A 22,022-nucleotide genomic window follows, 5' to 3' on the forward strand; every position below is an offset into this window, starting at 1 on the left:
GACGCGCCAGTTCGGGTTGAACCGGTAGCCCAGACGCGCGAACGCGGCCCAGCCGTCGTTCACTTCGGCGTTCCAGTTCACGCCGTTGCCGGACGCTTCCAGGTTGATGTCGTCGATCTGATGGTAACCGGCGTCGATCGCGCCGTACCAGCCGTCCGGCTCAGCCGAAGCAGCGCCAGCGGACAGGGCGAGAGCCGCCGCCGCGCTGGAAGCCAGGAACAAGGTCTTGAAACGCATGGGTGTGAGCCCTCCGCAGCCATAATTGATCATTGCGGCGGTCTCACCGCCTTTCGGGGTCATAACAGCGTTGCCGCAGGAGGTCGATAGGTTCCGGAGGCCTTCGACCGCTCAAACTGCAAGCGTGACGTTGAAGCTACAGGAGAAATCGGCGGCCGGGGTTTCACGAACACCGTTCTGTCCGCCGTCTCCTCCGGAGCGGCCGTCCCGCTATCTCGACGCGCCGAAGCCCGCTATGCCCGTGTGGCATGATGGGGACCATCAACGAATGATCGGGCCGAGCGCGACCATAGGGGTCTTCACCGCCACGCGGGCGGAGTACGGACTGCTGCGGCCTGTGCTTGCCGCGATGGAAGCCTCGGCGACAATTCGCCCGCTTCTGATCGTCGCCGGGGCCCATCTGTCGTCCCGGCATGGCGCGACACTGGCGGAAATCGAGTCGGACGGACGGCGGCCTGCGGCCCGTGTTTCCTCGCCCATGGCGGGCGATGACGGCCTGTCGGCGGCCAGGGACATGGCCGCGACGCTTGCGGGCTGCGCCGAGGCCTACGCGGCGCTGGATCTGGACGCCGTGATGATCCTGGGCGACCGGACCGAGGCCCTGGCGGCGGCGGCGGCGGCGGTTCCCCTGGGCCTGCCCATCCTGCATCTGGAGGGCGGACACCGGACCGCCGGCGCGGTCGACGATGCGATCCGCCATGCGATCACCAAGCTGGCGGCCCTGCATTTCACCGCCGCCGAGCCCTATCGCCGCCGCCTGCTGCAGATGGGCGAGGCCCCCGGGCGGGTCTTCACCGTCGGATCCACCGGCGTCGACAATCTGAAGGCCTTCGGCCCCAGCACGCCGGCGGAGGCCTCTGCATTGACCGGCCTCGACCTTCCGTCCGGCTTCCTGCTGGCGACCTTCCACCCCGAAACCCTGGGCGCCCTGTCGCCCAGCGAACAGATCCAGGTCTTCCTCGCCGGTCTGGCGAGCGTCGAGGGTCGGGTCATCCTGATCACCCTGCCGAACGCCGATGCCGGGGCGGGGGCGATCCGGGACGCCATCGCCGCCTTCGCCGCGGCACGGCCGGACAGCGTGCGGATCGCAGAGTCGCTGGGTGCGCGCGGCTATGTCGCCGCCCTCACCGCCTGCACAGCCGTGATCGGCAACTCGTCCAGCGGCATGATGGAAGCCCCGGCCGCCGGCGTGCCCGTCGTCAACGTCGGAGATCGCCAGGCCGGGCGGCTGCGCAGCCCCGCCGTGATCGATTGCCCGCTGGACGCCGGTGCGGTGGCCGCCGAGATCGCCCGCGCTCTGTCACCCGATTTCCAGGCCATGGCGCGAAGCCAGCCCGCCCTGTTCGGCGACGGCCATGCCGGAGAGCGGATCGTGTCCATACTCGAGGCGACGGATCTGAAGGGGCTGGCCCGAAAGCCCTTCGTCGATCTGGACGGGATCCAGGACTGATCTAGCGCCGCACGCTGTCCAGCGGTCCGGCCGCCTCGCCCCGGACATAAGGCCACAACGCCTCGCAGACGGCGAAGTCGAAGGTCGTGTCCACGTCCCAGCCCCGTTCGGGCGGCATCACATAGGCCAGTGTGTCCGGACCGACGAAGGTGCGTCGCTCCAGCAGAATTTCCGGCCGCCCGACATAGACGGCTCCGTTGACGACCACCGGTTCGTCAGGACGCGGCGTGTCCGGACGGAACAGTCCCTCCGCATCCACGCGGCCGTAGAAGGTCTGGGGTTTCAGCACGGGCGAGACTCCGATGACTGCGGAAGCTCCGCTGCCGTGGCAGAGTTCGACCGCCGCATCGATGTCGGCGCCGAGCCGCAGGGGTGACGTCGGCTGCAGCAGGACGACATAGTCCCAGGTCCCGCCGATCGTCTCCAGCGCATGGGCGACGGCGTCGATGACCGAGGCCTGGGCCCCAGACAGGCTGGCGGGACGGCGGAACGGCGGCGAAAAGCCCATTTCGGTTGCGACGACCGCCACCGCGTCGTCGTCCGTGGAGACGACGACGCGGTCCAGCACCCGCGATTCAAGACAGGCCTCGAGGGTCCAGGCCACCATCGGCCGGCCGGCCAGCGACCGAACGTTCTTGCCGGGAAGCCCCTGGGATCCGGCGCGCGCGGGAACCAGGCCCAGAACCCGCCCGGCGGATTCGCCTTCGCCTATCATGTCCGTCTCCGTGACGCGCCAGTAAGGGTCCTTTAGACTCTGATTCGGACGGTCCGGGCGCAATCACGCCGCCGGACAGCGTCCACAGCGGGCGGCGGGTCTTTCGTGGACGTCGAGGCGATCAATCAATCCCTGAAAGGCCGGCGGGTGCTGGTCACAGGCGCAGGCGGCTTTATCGGCAGCAGGCTGTGCGAATGCCTTGTCGAGGCCGGGGCCGAGGTTCGCGCCCTGGTGCGATACACGTCCGATGGCGAGGCCGGCTGGCTGGACCGCTCGCCGATCCGGGGCGAAATCGACGTCCGGCGCGGCGATCTGGCCGACCGCGACAGCGTCCATGACGCGATAAGGGACCGGGAGGTCGTATTTCACCTCGGCGCCCTGATCGCCATTCCCTATTCCTACCTGGCGCCCGAAAGCTACGTCCGGACGAATATCCTCGGCACCCTCAATGTGTTGCAGGCGGTGCGCGAGCTCGGCGTCGGGCGTCTGGTGCACACCTCGACGAGCGAGGTCTACGGCTCGGCCCAGTTCGTGCCGATGACCGAGGCCCATCCGCTGGTCGGCCAGTCCCCCTACTCCGCGTCCAAGATCGGTGCGGACAAGCTTGCCGAGAGCTACCACCGCTCGTTCGGAACGCCGGTCGTGACCCTGCGCCCCTTCAACACCTTCGGTCCGCGCCAGAGCGCGCGCGCGGTCATACCCGCCATCACGGTCCAATTGCTCGCCGGTCGGCCGATCAAGCTGGGCGACACGCGTCCGACCCGCGATTTCGTCTTCGTCGACGACACCGTCGAGGCGTTCCTGAGGGCCGCGACCGTCCCCGGGATCGAGGGACTGACGGTCCACACCGGCGGGGGCCGCGAGATCGCCATCGGCGACCTGCCCGCCATGATCGGGACCGCCGCCGGACTCCCGGTCGAGGTCGAGGCTGATCCGCAGCGGATGCGTCCGGCCGCCAGCGAGGTCGAGCGTCTGCATGCCGACGCTGCTCTCGCGAAGGAAAAACTGGGCTGGACGCCCTCGATCACCGTCGAGGAGGGCCTGGCGCGCACCGTGGCCTTCATTCGCGACAATCCGACCCTGTACCGTCCGGCGGAGTACGCGGTGTGACCCCGGCGGGAGACATCGCCGGGAACCTCATGGGGGCCGACGATCCCCTGCTGGACGCGATCGCCCGGCTGGACGCGGTGCGGCGCAAGCTGATCGTGGTCGTCGACGGGGACAGAAAACTGGTCGGTAGCGTGACCGACGGCGACATCCGTCGCGGCCTGCTGCGTCGCCTGCCGATGGATGCGCCGATCCGGGAGGTCATGAACACCGCGCCGGTCGCGCTGCAGGTCGAGGGGTCCGACGTCGTCGCTCTTCAGCGGCTGGAGGAACGGGGCGTCACCCTGGCGCCGCTGCTCGACCGGTCCGGCCGGGTCGTGGGTCTCTATCCCGACACGGTCGGCACGCCCCGCGCGCGGGACAATCTGGTGGTCATCATGGCCGGCGGGCGCGGGGTCCGGCTGGCCCCTCTGACGCAGACCTGTCCGAAGCCGATGCTCAAGGTCGCAGGCCGCCCGCTGCTGGAAACCATCATCGAGCGGCTGAGGGCCCAGGGCTTCAGCCGTTTCCGGCTGGCCGTGAACTACCTGGCGGAGATGATCGAGGACCATTTCGGCGACGGCGCGTCGATGGGCGTCGAAATCGAATATCTGCGCGAGGACCATCCTCGCGGCACGGCCGGCGCCCTGTCGCTGGTCCGCGATCCGATCACCCGTCCGATGCTGGTGATGAACGGCGACGTCCTGACGCGTATGGCGTTCGGCGGCCTGATCGATTTCCACGAAGAGCACGGGGCCCGGGCCACCCTGTGCCTGCGCGAACACCAGTTCCAGGCGCCGCATGGTGTGGCCGAGGTGGACGGCGTGCGGATGACGGCGCTCCGCGAAAAGCCGACCTTCCGCTGGCTGGCCAACGCCGGCGTCTATTGTCTCGACGGATCGGTGCTGTCCCGCATCCCGGCGCACGGCCCCTACGACATGCCCGAACTGCTGGCCGGCCTGGCGTCCGACGGAGAGATGGTCGGTGCCTATCCAATCCACGAATACTGGCTCGACATCGGCCGCCCCCCCGACTTCGAGAGCGCCCAGACCGATTTCGGCGCGGTGTTCGCCGCCGATTGAGGCGGGCCGTGGCTCCGGCGCATCCCCGGCTCCGTCATGGATGACGGAACCGCGCTGGGGCCTTGACCTCCGTTCCCCCCCGGCTCATTCAGCCGTTTGCTCCGGCCTGCGGCCGGGCTTGGACCGCGAGAGTACAGGACAGATGGTTTCAGGCGCGATCGCGCGGCATTCCCGGGTTGTCGGCGCCCTCGTGATGCGCGAGATGACGACCCGTTACGGACGCCAGGGCCTGGGTTTCGCCTGGGTGATCGGCGAGCCGTTGGTCTTCTGTTTCGGCGTCCTGATCCTGTGGACCGCCACCAAGCCCGCCTATGAACACGGTGTCCGGCTCGCCCCGTTCGTGATGACGGGCTACATGTCCCTGATCCTGATCAGGCATTTCCTGTCCCTGCTTTCCTCTGCAATTCAGGCGAACCTCGGCCTGATGTATCATCGCCAGGTCGCCCCGCTGCATCTGCTGTTCTCGCGGATTGTGTTGGAGTTCGGCGGCGGCACGGGTGCCTTCATGGTGGTCTACGGGATATTGCTCGTGCTCGGCCAGGTGGAGCTGCCCCATGACTATCTGAAGCTTTACTGCGGCTGGCTTCTGCTGGCCTGGACAGCCTCCGGATTTGCCCTGGTCATGTCCGGCCTCGCGATGCGCTACGAAATCATGGAACGGCTCGTGCCGGTGATCAGCTATGTTCTGATCCCGATCTCGGGAGCGTTCTATATGGTGTCGTGGCTGCCCGCAGTCGCGCGCGAATACGTTATGTACATTCCCTTCGTGCACGGGATCGAGATGATCCGCGCCGGGGTGTTCGGCGAGTTCGTCCCGACCTACTACGACGCCCCCTATGCGCTTTTCATCGGCGCGATCATGAACATTATTGGTCTTTTGATCATCTCGTCCTCGCGCGACCGCATCGAAGTCGAATAAGAACAAACTGCCCGGAACAAGACCCCCGAGGGGTCCAGACGGATCGAATATGGCCGAAGCTCAAATCAACTACCTGGGTCCGATACCCGAGGCGCTCACCTTCAGGGAGGAGCGCAAGCCGTGGTGGCGTCGGCTGCCGGTCGGCTTCCTGATGGTCGTGGCCCTGCCGACCCTGCTGGCGGCGATCTATTATCTGCTGATCGCCACGCCCCGCTATGTGTCGGAGGCGCGCTTCATCGTCAGGGCGTCAACCCAGTCTCAGCCTTCGGCCATCGGCATGGCCTTGCAGGGCGTGGGACTGTCAACCGCCCCGTCCGACGCCTTCGCGGTCCACGAGTACATCAAGTCGCGCGACGCCCTGCGGGAGCTCGGTCGCCGCTATGACATCGGGGCCATCCTGAATCCGCCGGGCGCAGACGCCTTCTCCCGCTACCCTCGCCTGTGGGACAGCCGCGGCGAGGAAGGGCTCTACAAGGGATTCAACCGGTTCGTCGTGGTCGGGTACGACTCGACCACCGGCATCTCGACGCTTCGGGTCGAGGCTTTCCGGGCCGAGGACGCCCGTCAGATCAACCAGGCCCTGCTCGCCTCCGGCGAACAGCTGATCAACCGTCTGAACGAACGCGCCATGGGCGATGCGGTCACCGAGGCCCAGGCCGCACGGGACGAGGCTCGCACCCGCGTAACCGACATTCAGCAGCAGTTGACCGCCTTCCGTAATCGCGAGGGATTCATCGATCCCGAACTGGCGGCCCGCGAGAGCTCGTCCCTGATCGGCGGCCTGATGGCGACGGTCGCACAGCTGCACGCCGATCGGGCCCAGCTCGTCGGCGAGGCCCCGCAAAGCCCCCAGCTGCCGATCCTGGACGGTCGCATCGCCGCCTATGAGCGCCAGATCGCCGCGGAGCGCGCCAAGGTCGCCGGCGCCTCGACCTCGCTGGCGCCGCGCGTCGGCGTCTATACGGATCTGGAACTGCAGCGCGAACTGGCCAACCGCGAACTGGCCGAGGCGACCTCGGCCCTGCTTTCGGCCCAGCAGGAGGCTCGGCGCCAGAAGCTGTACCTTGACCGGATCGTGAATCCGAACCTGCCCGACAAGCCGACCCTGCCGCACCGCTGGACCGCGATCCTGACCATCTTCGCCTCCGCCATGCTGATCTACGGCGTGGGCTGGCTGGTCTGGGCCGGCGTGCGCGAACACCGCCAGGACTAATGGCCGACGCCGCCAACGATATCGTCGAGGCGCCCGGCCTGCGGGTCTCGCACCTTGGAAAGACGTTCCACGGTGCGACCAGGCCGGTGTTCTCCAACATCGACTTCACCGTGGGGCGGAGCGGACGGCTGGCCATCCTCGGCCGTAACGGCCAGGGCAAGTCGACCCTGATCAAGATGCTGGGCGGCATCCTGCCCCCGACCGAGGGCGAGATTGCCTGGAACATGACATCATCCTGGCCGATCGGCTTCGGCGGCGGCTTCCAGGGCAGTCTCTCGGGCCTGGACAACATCCGCTTCCTGGCCCGTCTGTATGGTCGCAACTATCAGGACACCCTGGAGCGGGTGGATAATTTCGCCGAACTGGGCCGTTCGCTGCGTCTGCCCGTGAAACACTATTCGTCAGGCATGCGGGCCCGTCTGGCTTTCGGCCTGTCCCTCGCCATCGAATTCGACTGCTATCTGATCGACGAACTGGTGGCCGTCGGCGACGCCCGGTTCCAGCAGAAATGCCAGGAAGAGCTGTTCACGCTCCGCAAGGACCGTGCCTTCATGATGGCCTCGCACGACGTTCACATGGTCGCCCACTACTGTGACCGGGCGATCATCATCGAAAGCGGCAAGTGCAAGATCTTCGAGGACGTCCAGGAAGCGGTTGATATCTATTCCTGGCTCAGGGCCGCCTGATGTCCGAGGCCGGCCTGTGCGTTCTCGTCACGCCGTCCGCTGCCGGAAGCGCATGGCAGGAGGCGCTCATCCTGCGCGCTCACCAGCTAGGATGGGGCGTAGGCGACACGGGATCAGATAGCCCGGCGCCCCCCGTCGGCGGCCTGGTGTTCGCCCACAGTCACGCGGCCATGCTGGACTTCCCGCATTCAGCCCGGGCGGTCATCGTCGACACCACCGCGACCGACCCGGTCGATCCAAGCCAGCCCGGCACGCCCGAAGCGATCATGATCCGCTCGCACATGCTTGCGGAGGCCGAGTCAGCCGCAGCAGGCGGCGCCGTCGTCCTGAACGCAGCCCGCTATGTGCTCGACTTTCCGGCCCTTGGCAGGGTCGAGCGTCGTGAGGGCTCGCCGTACCGGATTCACCCGTCCGTTTCGGAATCACCCCTGGCCCTGTTCGACGAGACCGCTCCGGGAACCACGGCGAACTGGCATCCACGCTGGTTCGCCTACAGCGGCGGCTTCGAGGGTTCGGTTGACGAGCCCCGGATCGACATGACCGGCAGGATGCGGCCGATGGTCCACGGCCCCTACATCCGCCTCCCGGCCGGACGCTGGAAGGTGGACCTGGACTTCACTGTCGACCCCGAAAAGGCGCACGCCCCCCTCCTGTTCGAATGGGGCTCAGGTGCGGATTATTGTCGCATCATGGCGGAGATCCGGTATCGCGGCGTCTACAACGTCAGCCTGGATCGCATCTGGCCCGAAGCCGATGCCGCACAGTTGCGCATCTGGCCCGCCCATCCGGTGTTCGAGGGTCAGTTCGGCTTCCGGGGTTGCCGCGTGACCCGTATGGCCATGGATGACCCCGCGCCGCTGACCCCCACCGACCGGATCGTCGACGCCGGGGTCATCTAGGCCCGACCGTTGCCGCAGACCGGCAAGCGAAGGCCTGGCGGGCCGACACCGGGCTTTTCCGTGGATGCCGCTGTGCGGATTTCCAAGTGACACCAATCCGGCTATCGGAAATTCCTGTCGTCGGGCGATAGCGTGTGCGGGCCGCACGCATTTCATGCTCTGGACGGCCGCCAACGCTTTCGGGCATTAGGGAACGCAATGAAATCTCCGGCCGTCCGCTATCTAGCGCTGTTCCTGCTGTTGACGATCTCGATCTTCAGCGTCCTGGCGACGCCGTGGGCCGAACGCGTGTTCGTGCTGCCCTTCACCCAGATGCTCGTCGACCTGTGCGCCCTGTTGATCGGTCTTTTCGATAGCCGGGTCGAGACCATGGGCGACATTCTTCGGTTCAACGACGGCCTCGGCGCTGTGCAGGTCCTGAGGGGGTGCAATGCGGTGGAGGTCTGCGCGCTTCTGTGCGCCGCTATCCTCGCCTTCCCGGGCCGCATCCAGTACGGCCTGATCGGCGCAGCGGCCGGGATCGTCGCGCTTCAGGTCATAAATCTGTTCCGGATCATCAGCCTTCTGTACCTGTCCCGGGGCTCTCAGCCGGTGTTCGATTTCTTCCACAACTACGTCTGGGACGCGATGATCGGGCTGGAGGGTCTGCTGATCTTCTTCCTCTGGACCCGGTGGCAATCGAAGCAGGCCCCGGCCGTGACGAGCAAGGGCGTCGATCAATGAGCCTCTTCGCCCGATTTCAGGCCAGTACGCCCGAAGAGGCGGCCCGGCGGAGATTCGCGATCTGGGCCTGTGCGGGGCTGATCCTGTTCCTGCCGTCCTGGTGGCTGTGGGGTGCCGATCTCGCCGCACAGATACTCAGGCCTCTGGCCGGCCTCGTGATGAGCCTCCTCGGCCTGACAGGGCGGATCGATGTCTCGCCGCAAGGCGATTGGTCGATCGGCACCCGATTGACCCAGGCAGGACAACCCTTTGTCTACGAGATGTCCGCCACCACCCTGAGGCGGCTGCTGCTCGGCTTCCCTCTGGTCGCGGCCTTCATGATCGCTCCGCCCCGCACCGAACGACCGTGGCGCGCTGCGGGCGTCTCCATCGCCGTGCTGAGCCTGATGTTCGCGCTCGGGGTCGTCGCGGTCGTCTGGGGCGACGTCGGTCCGGGGCTTCAGCCGGACGCCGCAGCCGCCACCGCCGCCCAGGCGGTCGTCGGTCGCTTCGACCAGTCTGCGATTCCCGGTGTCTTGGTCCAGATCGCCGTCGTGGGCCGTTACCTCGCCCTTTCGATCGCCCCGTTGCTGGCGGCCGCCATGTTGTGGGCGATGTTGAACCCTGCCGGCTTCCGGACCCTGGTCGCGGAAATCACCGAATAGCCCGGCAGGTCGTCACCCGGTCGGGAGGCTTTCCAGAACAAGCGGTCCGCTTCCTTCATAGGCGAACGGACTTTGCAGCAACGACAAGGGGCCCAGCCGACCGTCCTTGTCAGAGAGGATCGCCCCGCCCGCAGGCAGGGGCCAGTCGATCCCAAGATCCGGGTCGTTCCATGCGATCCCGTCTTCGGTCGCCGGATCGTAGGGCGCCGAAACCTTGTAGGAAACCGTCGTTTCGTCGACGAGGGTGACGAAGCCGTGGGCGAACCCGATCGGGATGAACAACTGTTCGCCGGCGTCGGTAAGCTCGACAGCCATGCTCTTGCCGAATGTCGGAGACCCCACCCGGATATCGGCGACATAGTCGAGGATTCGGCCTGCCAGACAGGAGACCAGCTTGGCCTGCGCGCTGGGCGGGTGCTGAAAATGCAAACCCCGGACAGTCCCGGCCCTGGCCGAAAAGGACTGGTTCTCCTGAGGAAAACGACAGTCGATTCCGAGAGCCGCAAGGCGGCGGGCGGAGTAGGTCTCCGAGAACCAGCCCCGGTCGTCCCTGTGGCGAAGCGGCGGTATCAACAGCAGACGCGAAGGCGTGACGTTCGACCCGTCGCCTGATCTCACGGAGCCGGATCCTGGACGGAAGAGGGGGCGGGCGTGTCGGCGCTTCCGCCGCCCAGGGCCGCGAAGGCGCGATCGAGCGCTTCAATGCGGGCAAAGACCAGACCTCTGGCCGGGGCGGGGGCGGGCGCAGCGACCGCGCCGGGCGTGGAGGCCCCTCCCAGGGCAGCCCCGTAAAAGATGTGGGCTCCGATCTGGCGAACCCGCTCCAGGCGCGCCCCCCATGACGGTCGAACGTAGCTGGCGTGATAGTTGACGGACGTTCCGGGCAGCAGGGTCGCGGCCCGTCCCTCGTACACATCGCGCGCGATCCGCTCGGCTCGAGCCCATTTCACCATATCGACCGGACTACGACCGATGGCGCCGTCGCAAGTAAAGGTGAACTGGCAGGTCCGGCTGTTGCGCTGATAGACGACCTGACAGATGTCGCGGGGGTAGCCGGCGCTGCGAGACCGGTTGATCACAACTTCTGCGACGGCGGCCTGCCCCTCTTCGCTCTCGTTGCGAGCCTCGTAATAGATCGCCTGGGTCAGGCATTCGACAGCGCTGGTGGGGATGCGCGGCGGTGTGGTCAGGTCGAGCCGCGGCGGGGTGTATCCGCGCCCACTGGACCGGATCGGCCTGGCCCCGGGCCTGACCGGCGGCGGGGCGATCGTCGAAACATCCGCAGAGGCCGTGGCAGGGGCAGCGCTCTCAACGGGGGCCGAACGGGGCGACGGCCGCGCGGCGGCGGCCCGCGGCGGCGGCGTTCGCGTCGACGCGGCGGAGCGACGCTGCTGCGGCTCCGACAGACGAGCGCCCTCCCCCGAACGCAGCATCTCGAGCATGCGGGCGTTCAAGGCCCTGCGACGGTCAGCGTCGGACGGGGCAGGCGAGGTTGCAGAGGCGGAGGGCGCGACGGGGTCCGGACGCACCGGTACGGCGGCGCCCTGTGCGCCGGCGGTCCAGAGCACAGCGGCCAAGCCGCAAATCGCAACCGTCGCAACAACTAGCTTCAAGGCCAACCCCGTTGCAGGCCTCATATCAGCCGGATGTATGATGTCCAAGCGGAGCCGACCGGTCGCCGTCAACCTCTCCGGCTCACCGGGTCTCGATTCTTGGTTCAGGGCGGCCTAAGAGGCGGAATGACCACGCGGCGGCCCGGGTTTTCACTGATCGAGGCGCTCGTCGTTCTCGCGGTGGGCGGCATGGCGATCGCCATCATCTTCACCATCGGCGTAAAGGCCGGCGACACCGGCTTCAGCCTCGGCCGGCGGGCCATGTCCGCGGCTGAGCGGGACATCGCGATCAGCGATCTGCGCGCCTCGATTCGAAGCCTCACGGTTCGGCCGGGCGCCACCTTCGACCCGGCGCTCGACCGCGCGATGGTGGGAGAACCCCGTCGCCTCGTGGCCGAGGTGGTCATGGAACGCGCGACCCAGTGCGCGCCTCTGGGCTGGGCCGGGCCCATGACCCTGACCATTGAGGAGGTGGACGGCGGGACAACGCTCTTCTGTGAGGCGGCCGGCCGCAAGATTTCTCTGCTGACCGGAAACCCGAAGGACGCCGAGTTCCGCTATTCACGGGACGGCCAGACCTGGTCGCCGTCCTTCACCAATGCGCCGACGCCGGCCGATCGCCTGAACGAACCGCGCCATGATGCGGTCGTCGTGCGCTTCGCGGGATCTGTCGACGTGATTGAACGCGCGGACTCAGGATGGCCGAACAAGTGGGTGAGACTTGATGGCGCCTTCTGACCGTTCGATGCGCGCGGGCTTCGCCCTCCCGGCGGTGCTCGCCGTCACCGGCGTGGTGACGCTGATCTTCCTCGTCGCCATCACCGCCCTGACCAGCCTCAACGCGGAAACGGCCGCCGCGCGGTCGCGGGTGCGGTTTCTGCAGAACGCGCTCACGGTCGAGGCCGGGGCCGTCTATCTGGCCACGACCGAGCCGTTGGACACACGCAGCATTCGTCCGGGCCGAACACGACTTCTCGGCGACCGGGACAGCGGGGCGACCACGCCGGATTCGTCGCCCGAAGTGCGTCTCGACGGCCGTCCCTACGCCGTGACCGCCGGCGCTCCGATGACCCTCCGCCTTCAGGACGAGGCCGGCTTGCTCAATCTGGCCAAACTCGACGCCAACGGCTTCACGCGGTTCATCACGAAGCTCGGCGGCAACGGTCAGACCGCAAGAGAGCTTTTCAGTCGATACCGGGACTACACGGACAGCGACGAACTCAGACAGCAGAACGGGGCGGAAGCCCCGGACTACGGCGCGGCCTTCATACCCAACCGGCCACTGGCCCGTCCCGGGGAATGGCTTTCGATCCTGGGGGCCCGCGACGGCATCGATGCGCGCAGATGGCGGGCGCTCCGGCCGACCGTGATCAGCGAATCCGCGGTCGGGACGATCAACATCAACACCCTGACCTCCGAGGCCTTGCAGGTGACCTTCGACATGACGGAGAGCCAGGCCGAAGCCGCCATCCGTGCCCGCGAAGCGATACCGTTCATCGGAGTGGAGGAACTGGCTGCGGCATCCGGTGCTCCGGTCGTCGGGGACGGGGACATGATCTACACCTTCCCCTCCGGCCGGCTCGTGTACGTGATCCGAGACGCGACGTCCGCTTGGGTTTACAGAGGCCGTATCAGCCTCACACCCGCCGACCTGGAAAGACCCTTCTGGATCGATCAAACGGAACTGTTCGAGGCCGCCGGGCGGACGACAAGCGACACCACAGATGCACCTGAGCTTCCTTACTCCGCCCGTCGTCAGACTTCGCGCTGACGGGTCTTTCGAGACGCTCCACGAGGGCGGCCTGCTGGGTCGTCTGAGACCGCCTGTCGTGCTTCTGGCGCGCAGCCTGTGCGCGTTCAAACTGTTCGAGGCCGGGGCGATCCCGGCGAACCGGCGGCGCCAGGCCGCGCGTCTGCATGCGCGCGTCGCCGCCCCCTACATCATCGCGGGTACGGCGCTGGTGAAGGCCGGTGCGGATTTCGGCGTCTGGTGGTGGGACATCGAACACAACGCCGGACCGATCCAGGCCCGATACGGGACGAAGCGCGTCGCCGTTCGCCCGGAGAGCCTCGCCCAGCCTCCGGCCAACGGCTGGCGCGTCGTCAAACTGGACGAAGGCTACGAGAGCCAGCTCTGGCGCGCCGGTGATCTGATCGCATCGGCCTGGCGGCCGTCCAGGCCGGATGCCGGCGGCTGGGCGGCCTTTACCCGGCTCCAGCGCGGCGACACCCCCGCAGAGGACTCGCCGCCGGCTCCCCAGAGCCTGCCCATAGCCTACGACAGTGAGGCCTTTTCCATCACCCGGATGGAGATGTCGCGGGATCAGCTGCTGGCGCTCGCCGGCGGCGGTTTCGTTTTCGCCACCCTGGTGCTTGCGGCCTTCTGGACCGGACAGGCCGCCACGCTCCAGTCCCGAACTAAGGCCATCGCGGCCGAAACGGACGCCGTTCGACAGGCCGTGGCCACGCTCCCGCAGGCCGGAGATGTGCAGGGAGAGCGCCGCAAGCTGATCGGCTACCGGACGCTGGAGGAACAGACCAATCCGCTGACGGCCGCCGGGGCTGCGGTCACCGTGCTCGCACTCCAGGACCTCAGCGCCTCCCAGCTTTCGGTGGAGGAGGATGTGCTGACCCTGACCCTGCCGTACGCCGCCGGCCGGCGGTCCGATCAGCTGGTCGAGGAATTCGAAGGGTCGGGATATTTCTACGACGTGCGGCCCAGCACCGACGCCGCCCGCACGACCTACAAGCTCGAGATGAAGATCCGGGAAGACGCGGCGCCGCTCACTGTACTCGAATGAAGCGGCAGGTTGCGTCCTCGGTCCGCAGCTTCATGATCACCGTCTCGCCGCTGAGCAGGTTGACCGACGAGGGGGAGCACACCCCGCCCTCGTCGATCTTCAACGCCGGAGCGATCGTGTAGCGCCAGGGCTCGCGCAAGGCGATGACGCGCTGACCCGCCGCCGGATCGAGGGTGGCCGCCGGGTCGATCAGTTCCAGCGGCAGGCCCGTGCGATTGGCCTCGCGGCGCATGGCCGAGACGTCGCGCTGAAATTCGAAGAAGACGGCATGGGCGGTGGCCTGATCCAGCATCCGCGAGGTGTTGGGCATGATGATCGCCGTCGCGAGGCCGAACAGGGCCAGCACGACAAGCATTTCCATCAGGGTCACTCCGGGCCGTCGTGCGGCCCGGCGATCCCTGTCAGCGAGGCTGATCAGAGGTGACATCCGCATTGACGCCCTCGCCGCCTTCCTGTCCGTCGGCGCCGTAGCTGATCACCCTCGGGCGCAATTCCGGCGCGCCGGGTGCGTTCGTGGCCGACGCGGGGGGCGCGACATAGACGTAGGGGCGAGCCCAGGGGTCCGCCGGCAGGGCCTTGTCCAGATACGGGCCGTACCAGCCTGTAACGACCGCGGGATCGGCCTGCACCAGCAGGGCCAGCCCCTCTTCCTGGGTCGGCAACCGGCCGATATCGAGACGCATGGTCTCGACCGCCGCCTCGAGGGAGCGGATCTGGAGACGGGCCGTGTTGGTCTTGGATCGGTCCAGCTGGGCGAACAGCCTGGGGCCCACGACCGCAGCGATCAGGGCGATGATGGCCAGAACAACCAGAATTTCGAGAAGGCTGTATCCGGAGCGTCGACGACCCCGCGTCCGTCCGCCGGAGCCGGCCGGAATTTCGCGTTCGACCGCCTGTCGAAGTCGCGTGGAGCGAGTGATCAGCAACACGTTTCCCCTTCCAATCCGAGTTGTTAAGCCCCCAGACCGGCTGCTATAGCTCAGGCTTCCGGGACGGTCGATGCAAAATACGGCGTGTCGCGAATGCGGACTGACGGTAGGCCTTTGCCCGGATTTCTTCTCGCTTTTCAGACGTCCGTTAGCGGTTGGTCCGGCGACATCCAGCGACGCCTGGCGCGGACTACCCCGCGTGAGCGCCTGTTGCTGATCGGTCTGGCCGCGGGCGCCTTGATCTATGCGCCCATCGCAGCCGCAGGTTGGCGTGCGGAGCAGGAAGACCTCTATATCGAAGCACTCGCCGAACGAAGCTCGGCCCGGATCGCGGCAGCGGCGGCCCGCCGCGTGGCGAGCGCGCCGATCGACGACGCGGCGCTTGAGGACATGCGCGGTTGGGGCTTCGAGGGAACCAATCTGGACGTGATCAAGGTCCGGATCGAGCAGCGACTGACCCAGGCCGCCGCCACTGCGGGAATCGTCAATCCGCAAATCGCCTTCAACGAAGAGGTCGAGGTCGCGGGCCCCACCTCCTGGTTGCGAGCGGACATCGAGGCCGACCTGGTCTGGTCTCCGACCTTCACCTTCCTCGACGCCATCGCGGGCTGGCCGGAAGGCTTCCGGGTCGTCGGTTTCGAATATGACGGCTACGAACAGCCGGCGGACCCGGCCAGCGCCTCTGGCGATGAGGACGCCGCGGCTGCCCGACGTCCCCGCTCGGGTCCGCCGAAGCTTCGGCTTGCCCTGGCATTCCCCCTGGCGGACACGATCGAGGCGGAAGCGCCATGAGGTGGGCCGCCATCCTGATCCCGCTGGTCGTTGCGCTCAGTTTCGTGCTCGGCTCGCTGTTCCCGGCGCCGCCGCCCGAACCCCTCGGCGTCCGTCGCGGCGGAGGCCCTGAGGGCACCGGACTGGTGCTCCGCCCGGGCGAGAGCACGGTCGGCGCCGTCCGCGCCCTCCGGACGCTTCTCTACGACCCCCCGCCGCCTCCGCCGCCGCCCCCCCCTCCGCCGCCGCCACCGCCGCCGGACGTGTCCATCGGTTTCCGCCAGGGGTTGCGGGGGATCAGCGAGGATCCCGAGACCGGAGTGTACGCCGTTCTCGTCCAGAACCCTTCGGGCGGCAGTCCCCAAGTTATCGCCATAAAGACTGGCGATACCTACATCGACGGGTGGCGAGTCAGTCAAATTTCACTAAACGCCGTTACCCTTTCCAAGGGTCGTGAGACACGCACAGTGCGTCTCTACGGCGGGGACGCGAGACCGTAATGATCCAGTTCAGCCAGGCCCGGACGCCGTCGAGGCGGAACCCTCTCGCCGCCGTCACCGTCTGCTTGACGCCGCTTCTGATGCTCGGTGGCTGCGCGGCCTTTCCCACCTTCTCCACGACCGCAGACCGTCCTGCGACCGCGGTGATCGGTGATACGGCCCAGCCGGTCGGTCTGGATCCGTCGTCGAGCGAGGTCAGACAGCCGCAGTCCCTCCAGATCCCGCAGGACGGTGCCCGGGCGGCGCCGCCCCAGGTTGCGGCGACGGAAGCCCAGATCGCGGCGCTCGTCCCGGACGAAATGGTCGACGCGACCCTCGTTCCGCAACCGATTCCGCAATTCATCGCCTCCGTCTTCGGCAACCTGATCGGCGTTCCCTACAGCCTGTCGGCCGAGGCCGCCGGACGCAGTGAAGTCATGGCCGGTGGGACGGGCGGGACGATCAGCAAGCGCGAGCTGTTCAGACTGACCCAGCGGGCGCTCCAGGAATATGGCCTGGAAGTCCAGATCGACGGGCAGTTCGTCAGGATCGGGGGCGCCCAGGCCGGGGCGGCAGGGTCCGAGATCGTCCGTGGGCGGATCGCTCCCACCGGCGGCGGCCGGGTCGTCCAGTTCTTCCCCGTACAGACGATCGAGGTCTCGGCCCTTGAAGGACTGATCCGCGACCTGTTCCCGACCGACAGCCGGGCGCGCGTCACCCTGGATCAGCTTTCGAACAGCCTGATCATTTCGGGCTCCTCGCGCGATGTCGCCGAAGTCGTCCGGCTGGTGCGCGAGATCGACAAGCCGCGGTTCGCGGGAGCCGAGGTTCTCCGGATCGAGCCTGCGTTCCTGTCCGCCGACAACCTGACGACCGCGCTCGAGCAGGCCTTGAACGCGGAGGGCTATGTCGTCTCGCGTCAGGCCGTGGCCCGCCGGTCGATCACGATGCTGACCTTCGCGACGGCGAACCAGATTCTGGTCTTCGCCGAGAACGAGGAGTTGCTCGACCGCGTCCGCTTCTGGGTGGCCGCTCTCGACCAGCCGACCACCCTGGGCGAGCGGGCCAGCACCTTCGTTTATCAGGTACGGAACACCGACGCGGGATCCCTGGGGCAGCTCGCCTCCGGCCAGGCGCCCAGTGTGACGGTCGCCCAGGCCCCGGTCGGCGTGCCGGGCACCGCCCCGCTGAACGACAACGCCGTGACCCGTCAAGGAACGCCGGGTCAGTCCGGCCAATTCCTCGGCGGACGGCTCCTGACCGATCCGATCGGAAACCGTATTCTGTTCACCGGCACGGCGAGCGATTACGCCCAGTTGCGGAACCTGTTGCAGACCCTCGACCAGCCGGCTCCGCAGGTGGTCATCGAGGTGATCATCGCCGAGGTGACCCTGACGGACAAGAGCGCCCTCGGCGTCAATATGTTCGGGACCGAGACGCGCGGGGACGGCCTGCTTTCCGGGGGCACCGAGGGGGTGGAAATCGGCGCCGGAGGGCTGCTGGTGACCTTCTCCGGGCCCGAGTTCCGCGCCCGGCTCAACGCCGAGGCCTCCAACAACCGCATCAATATTCTTCAGCGCCCGCAGATCGTGGCCCGCAGCGGCGGAACCGCACGATTCCAGGTCGGCACCGATGTGCCGATCATCACCTCACAGCGCGCGACCGACACCCAATCGGGCAATGGCGGGACGGACATCCTTCAGAGCGTCCAGTACCGTCAGACCGGCGTCATCCTGGAGATCCAGCCGGTGATCTTCGGCGATCGTGTAGACCTGACGATCAGCCAGGAAATTTCGTCGGCGGGCGAGCCCCCCAATGCGGCGATCGCGAGCCCGACGATCCTGAACCGCAGCATCACGACCCAGATCGCCCTCACGGACGGCTGGACCGGCGTGCTCGGCGGCCTGATCAGCAACAACTATTCGACCAACAACACGGGCGTGCCCTACCTCAAGGATCTGCCCATCGTCGGTCAGGCCTTCCAGAGCAATTCCCTCACCGGCGACCGGACGGAGTTGCTGGTCATGATCACGCCCCACATCATTCGCAATGACGAGGACATGGCGGACCTCGCCGACCAGTACTCGAGCGACATGAATGCCGCCTTCCGCACCGGGCGGGGCTGGTCCTACACCTTGACTCCGTTCTCGGCAGGCTCGCGGATCAGGGGCATCGGCTTCGACCTGCCGACGCCGGGCCGGGCCTCCGAGGCTCCGCCCCTGTTTGGAACGCGTCCGGCGCGCGGGGCCGCACAGACGGCGGATGAACCGGCGTCCGACGACGAGACGCCTCCCGAGGAACGCTAGTCAGAACGAGTCTGGCAGGGCGACCTGGCGCCATCCCACCCGGTCGAAGACCAGGGGGGCCGGAGCACGACCGGCGTCTCGTTCGATCGTGACCGTCACAGTGAACAGCTGGACTTCGAACCGGCCATCGCCCTCGGGCAGGCCGGCATTGATCCGGGGTTCGGTCAGGGGCTCGGACTCCCAACGGATCGTGTCCCCGTCCGGCAGACGGATGGAGCCTTCGGGCTGGGCCATGGGATTCAGGTCGCGCGTCAGGGCCAGGGCGTTTTCCTGGGCGGCGACCTCATCGAGCCCCTGGGACGCCCGCTGCTGGGCGCGCACCATCTGGGTCTGGAGCTCGAAGATCGCAGTCAGGGTCATGGCCGCGATCGACAGGGCGATCAGGGCCTCGATCAGGCTGAAGCCTTCGCGCCGCCGGGTCACACGACGCCTTCGTAGACGCTGGACAGGGCCAGGACGAGCGACAGGGCCACAAATCCGACCACCAGGGAGATCACCGCGATGGCCATCGGCTCCAGCAGTGCAGTCATCCGCTTCATCCGGTCGCGCAGGCGGTCTTCATAGTTCTCGGCCATGAAGCCGAACATGGCGCCGATGGCCCCCGACTTCTGGCCGGCCCGCAGCATGCTCAGGTCCATGGCTTCGAGCCCCGTATGGGCCGCCAGCGACGCGTCGAGCGTCAGACCCGCCCGCAGGTCGCTGTCGAGCAGGTCCAGCCCCTTGCGGAACGGGCCGATCGGCACCGCGGCCCGGGCCAGTTCGGCAGCCGACAGGATGGGCACGCCGCTGTTCAGGGCGAAGGCCGTCAGGCGCGCCCAGGAGGCGATCTCGCGGGCCTGGAGCACCGGCCCGATGACGGGCAGTCCGTGAGCGACGTCATAGGCCCGCACCCGGATGGTCGGGTTGGTCACGATCAGGACGCCCAGACCGACCAGGGCGGCGGTCACGATCCCGACCATGCCCAGGTTGGCGTTGGCGAACTCGCCCGCCGACAGAACCCAGCGCGACATGGCCGGGACATTGGTGCGGTCCTCGCCGATCATCGTCGCGAACCGGGGGACCACCTGGGTGAAGATGAAGCCGATCGCCGAGATTCCCGCGAAGCCGAGGAAGGCCGGATAGGTCATCGCATTGGCGAACTCGCGCCTCAGCCGGTCCTCATAGGCCATCTGTTCGGCGGCCTGCTTCAGGACCTCGGCCACCTTGCCGGAGGCCTCGCCGACCCGCGCCATGGCGTAGACATAGAAGGGGAAGCCCGGGACGAACTCGCTCAGGGCGTTGCCGAGGGAATCGCCGCGCCTCAGGGCCGCGATAGCCTCCATGAACTGGGCCCGGCCCTTGCGGGCCTGCATGCCCTGGGCGACGGTCTCGAGGGTCTCCAGCAGCGACACCCCCGCCTCCAGCATCAGGGCCATCTGGCGCAGCACCAGAACGCGCTCGGCGGGACGCAGGGCGCGGTCCTTACCGTCGGCCTTGGGAGCGGCGGCGGGTCCGATCTTGAGGACCGTCAGGCCGTCGGAGGCCAGACGACGAACGGCCGAGGCCTCGTCGCCGGCGGTCAGGAGTCCCTTGGCGAGGGTCCCGTCCCGGGCCACCGCCTCGTACTGAAAGGACGACGAGGGTCCGGCGCTCACTCGGCGCCGCCCACGACCCGATAGGTTTCAGAGAGGGCCGTCTCGCCGCGCCGGGCCTTGATCATGCCGTCGTCCGCGAAGCTCAGGAACCCGTCGGCGCGCGCCAGTTCGGTCAGCCGCAGTTCGTCAGCGCCTTCGCGCAGGGCCGCAATGATGGCGGGCGAGGCCGGCGCGACCTCATAGAGGCCGACACGACCCCGGAAGCCGCTCTGGCCGCAGCGAGGGCAGCCGACCGGCTCGCGCCAGCTCGCCGGTTCGTCGCCGACGGCCGCCAGGACATGGGCCGGGAGGGCGGCCTCGTGGACCTCGGCCTCGGCCGGGGTCGAGGGTCGCGCGCAGTCGGAGCAGAGGCGGCGGACCAGGCGCTGGCCGGCGACGCCGCGCAGCACATCGGCCAGCAGATAGTCCTCGACGCCGAGGTCCAGCAGACGGGGCACAGCGGCGAGGGCGGAGTTGGTGTGGACGGTGGAGATGACCAGGTGGCCGGTCAGGGCGGCCTGGACCGCGATCCGCGCCGTCTCGGGGTCGCGGATTTCGCCGATCATGATGACGTCGGGGTCCTGGCGCAGGATCGAGCGGAGGCCGGCGGCGAAGGTCAGGCCGATGTCGGCGCGGACCCGGACCTGGATCACGCCCGGAAGGTCCAGTTCCACCGGATCCTCGACCGTGATGATCTTGCGTTCGCCGTCGTTCAGATGGGTCAGCAGGCGATAGATGGTGGTCGTCTTGCCCGATCCGGTCGGGCCGGTGATCAGGAAGACGCCGTTCGGCTGTTCCGCCAGGCCGATCAGGGTCGCTTCCTGGTCGGGGCTGACCCCCAGTTCGCTGAGCAGGGGCAGCCGGCTGGTCTTGCCCAGCAGTCGGAGCACGATCGATTCGCCCCATGAACACGGCAGGGTCGAGACCCGAAGATCGACTTCCTGACCCGAGACCCGGATCGACTGGCGGCCGTCCTGGGGCAGGCGTCGCTCGCCGATATCCATGCCGCTGAGCAGTTTGATCCGCGAGCAAACGGCATCGAAGGTCGACCGTGGCGCGGCGCGGGCGGTGGTCAGGACACCGTCGATCCGCATACGGACAAGGAACCGGTCCTCATAGGGTTCGACGTGAACGTCCGACGCCCGGCGGCTCAGGGCCTCGGCGAAGACACTGTTCACGAAGTCGATCGTGGGGGCTTCCTGCGCCAGTTCGCGCAGACGGGCGGCGTCCGAGCTGCCCGACAGGGCGCCGGCGTCGGCCATGGCGGCCTCGGCCCCCACGTCGCCGGTCAGGGCCTCGATCAGGGCGCGCTGGGCGAGGAGGAAGACGACGGGGTCCGTGACGCCCTGGGCCAGGCGTTCGGCCAGCATGGGGTCGAGGGGCTGGACGGCGGCGCACAGGATCCGCCCTCCGCCTTCGGGCGCGGGGTCGCGCCAGGCGACGGCCTCGCGGTTGGTCCACCAGCTGAGCGGGGAGCGGAGTTCGTCCAGCAGGGCGGCGATCTGATCGGGGCTCGGACCGTCCTCCGGAGCCAGGACGCCCAGACCGAGCTGATCGGACAGGACCTCCAGAAGCTGGGCCTCGGACACGGCGCCGAGGCGGACGAGGTTCATCCCCAGCAATCCGCCGTTCTGGGCCTGGAGGGTCAGGGCGTTGGCCAGATCGCCGGGACGGATCAGGTCGCGCGCCATCAGTTCCTCGCCCAGGCGACGCCGGGCAGGCTTGATGGTGGGGAAGTGGGGAACGATCAGGGCGGCGGTCAGGGGAGCACTCCGGGAGCGATCCTGTGTAGCGGTTTCAGCGGCGCGCGTCACCCGGTGCGCCCCGGGGGACAAGGGTCGGATTGAGCCGTCATG

Annotated in this window: 22 protein-coding genes and 1 pseudogene; 14 read left to right on the forward strand and 9 right to left on the reverse strand. The window is 67.8% G+C overall.

All coding sequences use genetic code 11. From position 1 onward, the window contains the following. Positions 1-237 (reverse strand): annotated as a pseudogene (locus tag Q0044_RS00005) (outer membrane beta-barrel protein); the annotation flags it as partial. Positions 238-505: 268 nt separating this feature from the next. Here Q0044_RS00005 and neuC point away from each other — a divergent pair. Then, positions 506-1,687: a UDP-N-acetylglucosamine 2-epimerase gene (neuC, locus tag Q0044_RS00010; RefSeq protein WP_298158064.1), complete on the forward strand. Its 1,182-nt coding sequence runs from the start codon at positions 506-508 to the stop codon at positions 1,685-1,687. Position 1,688: 1 nt separating this feature from the next. On the opposite strand, the gene Q0044_RS00015 is transcribed toward neuC, so the two are convergent. Beyond that, entirely contained in the window at positions 1,689-2,402 is a 714-nt protein-coding gene (locus tag Q0044_RS00015; protein ID WP_298158066.1) for an acylneuraminate cytidylyltransferase family protein, read from the reverse strand. 105 nt (positions 2,403-2,507) lie between these two features. Here Q0044_RS00015 and Q0044_RS00020 point away from each other — a divergent pair, with 105 nt between their 5' ends. From Q0044_RS00020 to Q0044_RS00055, 8 genes are all read left to right on the forward strand, one after another. Then, entirely contained in the window at positions 2,508-3,512 is a 1,005-nt protein-coding gene (locus Q0044_RS00020; protein ID WP_298158068.1) for a GDP-mannose 4,6-dehydratase, read from the forward strand. Continuing rightward, positions 3,509-4,570 carry a nucleotidyltransferase family protein gene (locus tag Q0044_RS00025; protein WP_298158070.1) on the forward strand — a complete coding sequence of 354 codons (1,062 nt, stop codon included), beginning with the start codon at positions 3,509-3,511 and terminating at the stop codon, positions 4,568-4,570. Before Q0044_RS00020 ends, Q0044_RS00025 begins: the two co-directional genes overlap by 4 nt. A gap of 142 nt (positions 4,571-4,712) precedes the next feature. Continuing rightward, complete coding sequence (locus tag Q0044_RS00030; protein WP_298158072.1) at positions 4,713-5,489, forward strand: ABC transporter permease; 777 nt, start codon at positions 4,713-4,715, stop codon at positions 5,487-5,489. A 49-nt stretch (positions 5,490-5,538) separates the two neighbouring features. Next, on the forward strand, positions 5,539-6,702 hold the full coding sequence (locus Q0044_RS00035) for a KpsE/RkpR family capsule polysaccharide export protein (RefSeq protein WP_298158074.1): 1,164 nt from the start codon (positions 5,539-5,541) through the stop codon (positions 6,700-6,702). Continuing rightward, the gene (locus tag Q0044_RS00040) at positions 6,702-7,388 is read left to right on the forward strand and encodes an ABC transporter ATP-binding protein (RefSeq protein WP_298158076.1); all 687 of its coding nucleotides are present in this window, start codon (positions 6,702-6,704) and stop codon (positions 7,386-7,388) included. Before Q0044_RS00035 ends, Q0044_RS00040 begins: the two co-directional genes overlap by 1 nt. Further along, the gene (locus Q0044_RS00045) at positions 7,388-8,287 is read left to right on the forward strand and encodes a hypothetical protein (protein ID WP_298158078.1); all 900 of its coding nucleotides are present in this window, start codon (positions 7,388-7,390) and stop codon (positions 8,285-8,287) included. Before Q0044_RS00040 ends, Q0044_RS00045 begins: the two co-directional genes overlap by 1 nt. Positions 8,288-8,485: 198 nt before the next feature. Beyond that, the gene (gene xrtH / locus Q0044_RS00050) at positions 8,486-9,010 is read left to right on the forward strand and encodes an exosortase H (protein WP_298158079.1); all 525 of its coding nucleotides are present in this window, start codon (positions 8,486-8,488) and stop codon (positions 9,008-9,010) included. Further along, the gene (locus Q0044_RS00055) at positions 9,007-9,654 is read left to right on the forward strand and encodes an exosortase H-associated membrane protein (protein WP_298158081.1); all 648 of its coding nucleotides are present in this window, start codon (positions 9,007-9,009) and stop codon (positions 9,652-9,654) included. The genes xrtH and Q0044_RS00055 overlap by 4 nt, the downstream gene beginning before the upstream one ends. Before the next feature lie 12 nt (positions 9,655-9,666). Here Q0044_RS00055 and rfbC read toward each other — a convergent pair whose 3' ends face one another. Together rfbC and Q0044_RS00065 are read right to left on the reverse strand one after the other, a co-directional pair. After that, on the reverse strand, positions 9,667-10,272 hold the full coding sequence (gene rfbC / locus Q0044_RS00060; protein ID WP_298158083.1) for a dTDP-4-dehydrorhamnose 3,5-epimerase: 606 nt from the start codon (positions 10,270-10,272) through the stop codon (positions 9,667-9,669). Next, complete coding sequence (locus tag Q0044_RS00065; RefSeq protein ID WP_298158124.1) at positions 10,269-11,222, reverse strand: cell wall hydrolase; 954 nt, start codon at positions 11,220-11,222, stop codon at positions 10,269-10,271. Before Q0044_RS00065 ends, rfbC begins: the two co-directional genes overlap by 4 nt. 171 nt (positions 11,223-11,393) lie before the next feature. Here Q0044_RS00065 and Q0044_RS00070 point away from each other — a divergent pair, with 171 nt between their 5' ends. The 3 genes from Q0044_RS00070 to Q0044_RS00080 are packed head-to-tail and all read left to right on the forward strand — an operon-like array spanning position 11,394 to position 14,068. Then, on the forward strand, positions 11,394-12,005 hold the full coding sequence (locus Q0044_RS00070) for a prepilin-type N-terminal cleavage/methylation domain-containing protein (RefSeq protein WP_298158085.1): 612 nt from the start codon (positions 11,394-11,396) through the stop codon (positions 12,003-12,005). Further along, complete coding sequence (locus tag Q0044_RS00075) at positions 11,992-13,038, forward strand: type II secretion system protein GspK (RefSeq protein ID WP_298158087.1); 1,047 nt, start codon at positions 11,992-11,994, stop codon at positions 13,036-13,038. The genes Q0044_RS00070 and Q0044_RS00075 overlap by 14 nt, the downstream gene beginning before the upstream one ends. Continuing rightward, on the forward strand, positions 12,992-14,068 hold the full coding sequence (locus tag Q0044_RS00080; RefSeq protein ID WP_298158089.1) for a hypothetical protein: 1,077 nt from the start codon (positions 12,992-12,994) through the stop codon (positions 14,066-14,068). The genes Q0044_RS00075 and Q0044_RS00080 overlap by 47 nt, the downstream gene beginning before the upstream one ends. Here the strand turns inward: Q0044_RS00080 and Q0044_RS00085 are convergent. Then, positions 14,052-14,501 (reverse strand): pilus assembly FimT family protein, encoded by a 450-nt coding sequence (locus Q0044_RS00085; protein WP_366941087.1) that lies wholly within the window; start codon positions 14,499-14,501, stop codon positions 14,052-14,054. The genes Q0044_RS00080 and Q0044_RS00085 overlap by 17 nt on opposite strands. Beyond that, complete coding sequence (gene gspG / locus Q0044_RS00090) at positions 14,470-14,997, reverse strand: type II secretion system major pseudopilin GspG (RefSeq protein ID WP_298158093.1); 528 nt, start codon at positions 14,995-14,997, stop codon at positions 14,470-14,472. The genes Q0044_RS00085 and gspG overlap by 32 nt, the downstream gene beginning before the upstream one ends. Before the next feature lie 210 nt (positions 14,998-15,207). On the opposite strand from gspG, the gene Q0044_RS00095 reads away from it, so the two are divergent. Then, positions 15,208-15,789 (forward strand): hypothetical protein, encoded by a 582-nt coding sequence (locus Q0044_RS00095; protein WP_298158095.1) that lies wholly within the window; start codon positions 15,208-15,210, stop codon positions 15,787-15,789. A gap of 478 nt (positions 15,790-16,267) precedes the next feature. Further along, positions 16,268-18,553: a secretin GspD/PilQ domain-containing protein gene (locus Q0044_RS00100; protein WP_298158097.1), complete on the forward strand. Its 2,286-nt coding sequence runs from the start codon at positions 16,268-16,270 to the stop codon at positions 18,551-18,553. On the opposite strand, the gene Q0044_RS00105 is transcribed toward Q0044_RS00100, so the two are convergent. The 3 genes from Q0044_RS00105 to Q0044_RS00115 are packed head-to-tail and all read right to left on the reverse strand — an operon-like array spanning position 18,554 to position 21,980. Next, positions 18,554-18,976 carry a type IV pilus modification PilV family protein gene (locus Q0044_RS00105; protein WP_298158099.1) on the reverse strand — a complete coding sequence of 141 codons (423 nt, stop codon included), beginning with the start codon at positions 18,974-18,976 and terminating at the stop codon, positions 18,554-18,556. It lies immediately after the preceding gene. Then, the gene (locus Q0044_RS00110) at positions 18,973-20,187 is read right to left on the reverse strand and encodes a type II secretion system F family protein (RefSeq protein WP_298158101.1); all 1,215 of its coding nucleotides are present in this window, start codon (positions 20,185-20,187) and stop codon (positions 18,973-18,975) included. Before Q0044_RS00110 ends, Q0044_RS00105 begins: the two co-directional genes overlap by 4 nt. After that, complete coding sequence (locus tag Q0044_RS00115; RefSeq protein WP_298158103.1) at positions 20,184-21,980, reverse strand: GspE/PulE family protein; 1,797 nt, start codon at positions 21,978-21,980, stop codon at positions 20,184-20,186. Before Q0044_RS00115 ends, Q0044_RS00110 begins: the two co-directional genes overlap by 4 nt. Positions 21,981-22,022 lie beyond the last annotated feature (42 nt).

The organism is Brevundimonas sp. (assembly GCF_027484365.1).
Taxonomy (GTDB): Bacteria; Pseudomonadota; Alphaproteobacteria; order Caulobacterales; family Caulobacteraceae; genus Brevundimonas.